Below are 6,221 nucleotides of genomic sequence, written 5' to 3'. Positions count from 1 at the left end.
AGCAACTCCGCCACCTGACCGCGATCGGAAACGTCACACGCCGCGAAGGTCACCGACGCGCCCAGCGCCTCCAGCTCACCCCGCAACTCCGCCGCGCCAGGCGTCTGTTCACCGCGGCGGCCCGCCAGCAGCAGATGCCGCACCCCGTGCACGGCCACCAGATGCCGCGCCACCAGACCACCCAGCACCCCACCGGCACCCGTGACCAGCACCGTGCCCCGCCGGTCCAGCTCCGCCGGAACCGACAACACCACCTTGCCCACATGCCGCGCCTGACTGATGTACCGGAACGCCTCGGGGGCCCGGTGGATGTCGCGCACGGTGACCGGCAGCGGGTGCAGTACCCCGCGTTCGAAGAGGTCGACGATCTCGGCGAGCATCTCGCCGATCCGCTCCGGACCGGCCTCGGCCAGGTCGAACGCCCGATAGGCCACACCCGGGTAGTCCGCCGCCACCTGCTCCGCGGACCGGATGTCGGTCTTGCCCATCTCCACGAACCGGCCACCACGCGGCAGCAACCGCAACGAAGCGTCCACGAACTCCCCGGCCAGCGAGTCCAGCACCACATCCACCCCGCGCCCACCGGTCACCGAGGCAAACACACCCTCGAAGTCCAGCGACCGCGACGACGCGATCCGCTCCCCCGCCACACCCAGCCCGCGCACCACATCCCACTTCGCCGGACTCGCCGTCGCGAACACCTCCACACCCCAGGCCCGCGCCAGCTGCACCGCCGCCATCCCCACACCACCGGCGGCCGCGTGCACCAGCAACGACTCCCCGGCACGCACCCCGGCCAGGTCCCGCAGCGCGTAGAGCGCCGTGACGAACACGGTGGGGACGGACGCGGCCTGGGCGAAGGTCCAGCCTTCGGGCATCCGGACCAGGGTGCGGGCGTCGGCGACGTTCAGCGGGGTGAACCCGCCGGTGAGCAGACCCATCACCCGGTCGCCCACGGCCAGCCCGGTCACTCCGGGACCGACCTCCACCACCACACCGGCACCCTCGCCGCCCAGCTCGGCCGCCCCCGGGTACATCCCCAGCGACAGCAGCACATCACGGAAGTTCACCCCGGCCGCGCGCACCGCGACCCGGACCTCCCCCGCACCCAGCTCCCGCAGCGCCTCCGGCGACTCCACCGCCGCCAGGCCCTCCAGCGTCCCCGACTCCCCGGCCACCAACCGCCACGGCACCGAACCCGCCTCGGGGGCGGTCAGCGCCTCGGTGCTCGGGCGGGCCAGCCGGGGCAGGCGGGCGGCGCCGGACCGTACCGCGATCTGCGGTTCGTCGGCGGACAGCAGCGGGGCCAGGTCGGCCCACGGGACGTCCGCCCCGTCCACGTCGAGCAGCACCAGGCGGCCCGGGTGTTCGGACTGCGCGGAGCGCAGCAGCCCGCGGGCGGCCGCGGCGGCCAGGTCCCGGATCCGCTCGCCGGGGGTCACGGCCACCGCGCCGCGGGTCACCACGACCAGCCGGGTGCCGGAGAACCGTCCGTCCGCGAGCCAGGTCCGCGCCAGGTCGAGTGCCCGGTGGGTGACGGCCCGGGCCGCCGCGGCGGTGCCGCCGGGGCCCTCGGTGTCCGGTGTGCCGGCGGCCGTCTCCGCGGTGAGCGCCACGAAGGCCAGCGCCGGTGCGGCGGACGTGCCGTCCGGCCCGTCGGCGGTGATCGCCTCGGCCAGGGCGGCCAGGTCCGTGTAGTGGTGGACCCGGTGCCGCCGGCCGGGGGTGGCCGTCGGTGCGTCCGGCGCGGTGTGCGGGAACGGCAGCAGGGTGTCCGGTCCGCCGGGGGTCTCCCCGCCGCCGGGGGCGATCACGGCCCAGTGCGGGTCGTCGTCGGGGTCGCCCGCGGGCCGGCCGGCCGTCGGCTCCTCCGCCGTGTTCACCCAGTCCACGTGGTACAGCGAGTCGTGGACCGTACCGGAACCGCCGAGCTGGTCGGCCGAGACGGTACGGGTCATCAGCGAGTCCGCCGAGGCGACCGGCCGGCCGAAGGCGTCGGCGACCTCGACCGCCACGCCGTCCGTGCCGACCGGGGTCAGCTTCACCCGCAGTTCGGCCGCGCCGGTGGCGTGCAGTGCGACGCCGCTCCACGCGAACGGCAGCCGGACCTGCTCGATGTCACCGAAGACGGTCCCCAGCCCCGCGTGCAACGCCGCGTCCAGCAGCGCCGGATGCAGACCGAACCGGCCCGCCTCCGCCCGCTGCCCCTCCGGCAGCACCACCTCCGCGAACACCTCACCCGCACCACGCCACACCGCACGCAACCCACGGAACACCGGCCCGTACTCCAGACCCGTCCCCGCCAACCGCTCGTAGAACCCGTCCAGATCCACCGCCTCGGCACCCACCGGCGGCCACACCACCAGACCCTCACCCGCATCCCCGGCCCCCGCACCGGCGGGCAGCAGGGTCGCGGTGGCGTGCCGGGTCCAGGGGGCCTGGTCCGGCGCGTTCTCCGGGCGGGCGTGCACGGTGAGGGAGCGGCCACCGGCGTCGTCCGCACCGCCGACCATCACCTGGATCCGTACGGCGCCCTGTTCGGGCAGGACCAGCGGGGCTTCCAGAGTGAGTTCCTCCACCCGGTCGCAACCCACCGCGTCACCGGCCCGCAACGCCAACTCCACGAACGCCGTACCCGGCAGCAGCACCCGCCCCAGCACCGCATGATCCGCCAGCCAGCCATGCGACCGCAGCGACAGACGACCGGTGAACAGATACCCACCCGAATCCGGCAGCGCCACCGCCGCACCCAGCAACGGATGACCGGCCGCACCCAGACCCGCCGACGCCACATCGCCGGTCGCCACGGTGGGCTCCAGCCAGAACCGCTCGCGCTGGAAGGCGTAGGTGGGCAGTTCGACGCGGCGTGCGCCGGTGCCGTCGAACACGGTGTGCCAGTTCACCGGCGCGCCGGAGCCGTACGCCTCGGCGAGTGAGGTCAGGAAGCGCTGCGGGCCGCCTTCGTCGCGGCGGAGGGTGCCGATGGCGGCGGCCGGGACGTCGGCGTCCTCGGCGGTCTGCTCGATCCCCATGGTCAGCACCGGATGGGCACTGGCCTCGACGAACATCTGATGCCCCTCGGCGAGGAGGAGCCGGACCGTCTCGTCGAAACGCACGGTCTGCCGCAGATTGCGGTACCAGTAACCGGCATCCATGACGGAGGTGTCGATCACCCCGGCGGTCACCGTGGAGTAGAACGGCACATCCGACGACCGGGGAGTGATACCGGCCAGCGCGCCGGTCACCTCCTCCTCGATCCGCTCCACATGCGCCGAATGCGAGGCGTAGTCCACCGGCACCCGCCGCGCCCGCACACCCTCGCCCTCACACTCGACGAGCAGCTCCTCCAACGCCTCCGGATCACCGGACACCACCACCGACGACGGCCCGTTCACCGCCGCCACCGATATCCGCCCCTCCCAGCGCTCCAGCCGTTCCGCGACCTCGGACTGCGACAGGGACACCGACACCATGCCGCCCAGACCCGACAACGCCAGCAACGCCCGGCTCCGCAGCGCCACCACCCGCGCCGCGTCCTCCAACGACAACGCACCCGCCACCGCCGCAGCCGCGATCTCACCCTGCGAATGACCGATCACCGCAGCCGGCACCACACCATACGAACGCCACAACTCCGCGAGCGACACCATCACCGCCCACAACGCGGGCTGCACCACATCCACCCGCTCCAACGACGCCGCACCCGGCACCCCACGCAACACATCCACCAACGACCAATCGGTGAACTCACTCAACGCCACCGCACACTCATGCACCCGCTCCGCGAACACCGGCGAAGCATCCAGCAACCCCGCCGCCATCCCCACCCACTGCGAACCCTGACCAGGGAACACGAACACCGGCCGGTCGCCGATGCCCGGTTCGACGACGCCCTGGACCAGACCGGGGGTGGTCTGTCCCTCGGCGAGCGCGTGCAGGCGCTCCAGGTAGCCGGCCCGGTCCTCGGCCAGGATCACCGCACGGTGGTCGAAGGCGGCCCGGGAGGCGGCGAGGGAGAAGCCGATGTCGGAGTCGGTGTCCCGGTCCGTGCCCGGCTGGGCGGCGGTGCCCGCGGGGTCCCGGGTGAGGTGGGCGAGCAGCCGTCCGGCCTGGGCGCGCAGCGCGGGGCCCGTCTTGGCCGACAGCAGCCAGGGCAGTACGCCGGTGGTGGCCGCCGGCGGTGCCGAGTGCCCGGCCACGCCGTTGGGCGGTTCCTCCGGGCTCGGCGGGGCCTGCTCCAGCACCGCGTGGGCGTTGGTGCCGCTCATGCCGAAGGAGGAGATGCCGGCCCGGCGGGGCTCCTCGCGCTCCGGCCAGGCCACGGCCTCGGTCAGCAGCCGCAGGGTGCCGGTGGACCAGTCGACGTGCGGCGACGGCTCGTCGGCGTGCAGGGTGCGCGGCAGCGTTCCGTACCGCATGGCGAGGACCATCTTGATCACCCCGGCGACGCCGGCCGCGGCCTGGGTGTGCCCGATGTTGGACTTGAGCGAGCCCAGCCACAGCGGCCGGTCCTCGGGCCGGTCCTGGCCGTAGGTGGCCAGCAGCGCCTGCGCTTCGATGGGGTCGCCGAGCTTGGTGCCGGTGCCGTGCGCCTCGACCACGTCGACCTGGCCGGCGGCCAGTCCGGCGTTCTCCAGGGCGCGGCGGATCACCCGCTGCTGGGACGGGCCGTTGGGGGCGGTGAGGCCGTTGCTGGCGCCGTCCTGGTTGATGGCGGTGCCGCGGACCACGGCGAGCACCCGGTGCCCGTTGCGCCGGGCGTCCGACAGCCGCTCCAGCAGCAGAACGCCCACGCCCTCGGCGGGGCCGAAGCCGTCGGCGGAGGCCGCGAACGGCTTGCACCGGCCGTCCGGGGCGAGGCCGCGCTGGCGGCTGAAGCCGATGAAGGTGCTGGGCGTCGACATGATGGTGGCACCGCCGGCGAGGGCGAGGGAGCACTCGCCCTGGCGCAGCGCCTGCACCGCCAGGTGGAGCGCCACCAGCGACGAGGAGCACGCGGTGTCGACGGCGACGGCCGGGCCTTCGAGACCGAAGACGTAGGCCAGCCGCCCGGAGGTGACGCTGAGCGCGTCACCGGTGAGCAGATAGCCCTCGACCCCGTCCGTTCCCTGGTGCGGGCCGGTGCTGTAGCCCTGCGGGGCGGCGCCGACGAAGACGCCGGTCTGGCTGCCGCGGAGCGCCGCCGGGTCGATGCCGGCCCGCTCGAACGCCTCCCAGCCGGTCTCCAGCAGCAGCCGCTGCTGCGGGTCCATGGCGAGCGCCTCGCGCGGCGAGATGCCGAAGAAGCCGGGGTCGAAGTCGCCCGCGTCGTGCAGGAAGCCGCCGTTGCGGGTGTAGCTCCGGCCGGCCGCGTCGGGGTCGGGGTCGTAGAGCCCTTCGAGGTCCCAGCCACGGTCGGTCGGCAGCCCGGTGATGGCGTCCGTGCCGTCGGTGAGCAGCTGCCAGAGGTCTTCCGGGGTGCGTACGCCGCCGGGGAAGCGGCAGCTCATCGCCACGATGGCGATCGGGTCGCCGGTGCCGTCGGCCGCCGTGGTGCGGGTGGCCGGGGCGGCCGTCGCCCGGTCGGTGTCCGCGGCCGGGGCGCCGAGCAGTTCGGTGCGCAGCTGCCTGGCGAGGGCGGCGGGGGTCGGGTAGTCGAAGACCAGGGTCGCGGACAGCCGGAGTCCGGTGGCCGCGTTGAGCCGGTTGCGCAGTTCGACGGCGGTCAGCGAGTCGAAGCCGTGCTCCTTGAACGGGCGGTCGGCCTCCACCGCGTCGGGGTCGGCGTGGCCGAGGACGGTCGCTGCGTTGGCGCGTACCAGGTCCAGCAGCGTGCGGTCGCGGTCGCGGTCGGTGAGCCCGGCCAGCCTGCGCCGGAGCTCGTTGTCGTCGGTGCCACCGCCCGCTTCGGCGCCGCCGAGGGCGCGGCGGGCCGGGGTTGCCGGTCGCCGCACCAGGCCGCTGAGCAGGGCGGGCAGGGTTCCGGTCCGCGCCTGGGCGGCGAGTCCGTCGGTGTCCAGCTTGGTGGGGACGACCAGGGACTCGGCGGTGGTGAGGGCCGCGTCGAACAGTCGCAGTCCTTCGTCGGAGGGCAGCGGGATCATGCCGCCGCGGGCCATCCGGGCCAGGTCGGTGGCGTCCAGGTGTCCGGTCATGTCGCTGCGTTCGGCCCACAGGCCCCACGCGTAGGACACCGCGGGCAGCCCCAGCGCACGCCGGTGCGCCGCCAGCGCGTCCAGATA

1 protein-coding gene is annotated in these 6,221 nt (G+C 74.3%); it reads right to left on the bottom strand.

The features are described from left to right. A partial coding sequence (locus ACH4B3_RS34095) for a beta-ketoacyl synthase N-terminal-like domain-containing protein (RefSeq protein WP_398469649.1) occupies positions 1-6,221 on the bottom strand: 6,221 nt, incomplete at both ends.

The sequence above is a fragment of the Streptomyces sp. NPDC018031 genome (genome assembly GCF_044327625.1).
Taxonomy (GTDB): domain Bacteria; phylum Actinomycetota; class Actinomycetes; order Streptomycetales; family Streptomycetaceae; genus Streptomyces.
The sequence above is the reverse complement of the archived record's forward strand: the minus strand, read 5'-3'. Positions and strand labels throughout refer to the sequence as shown.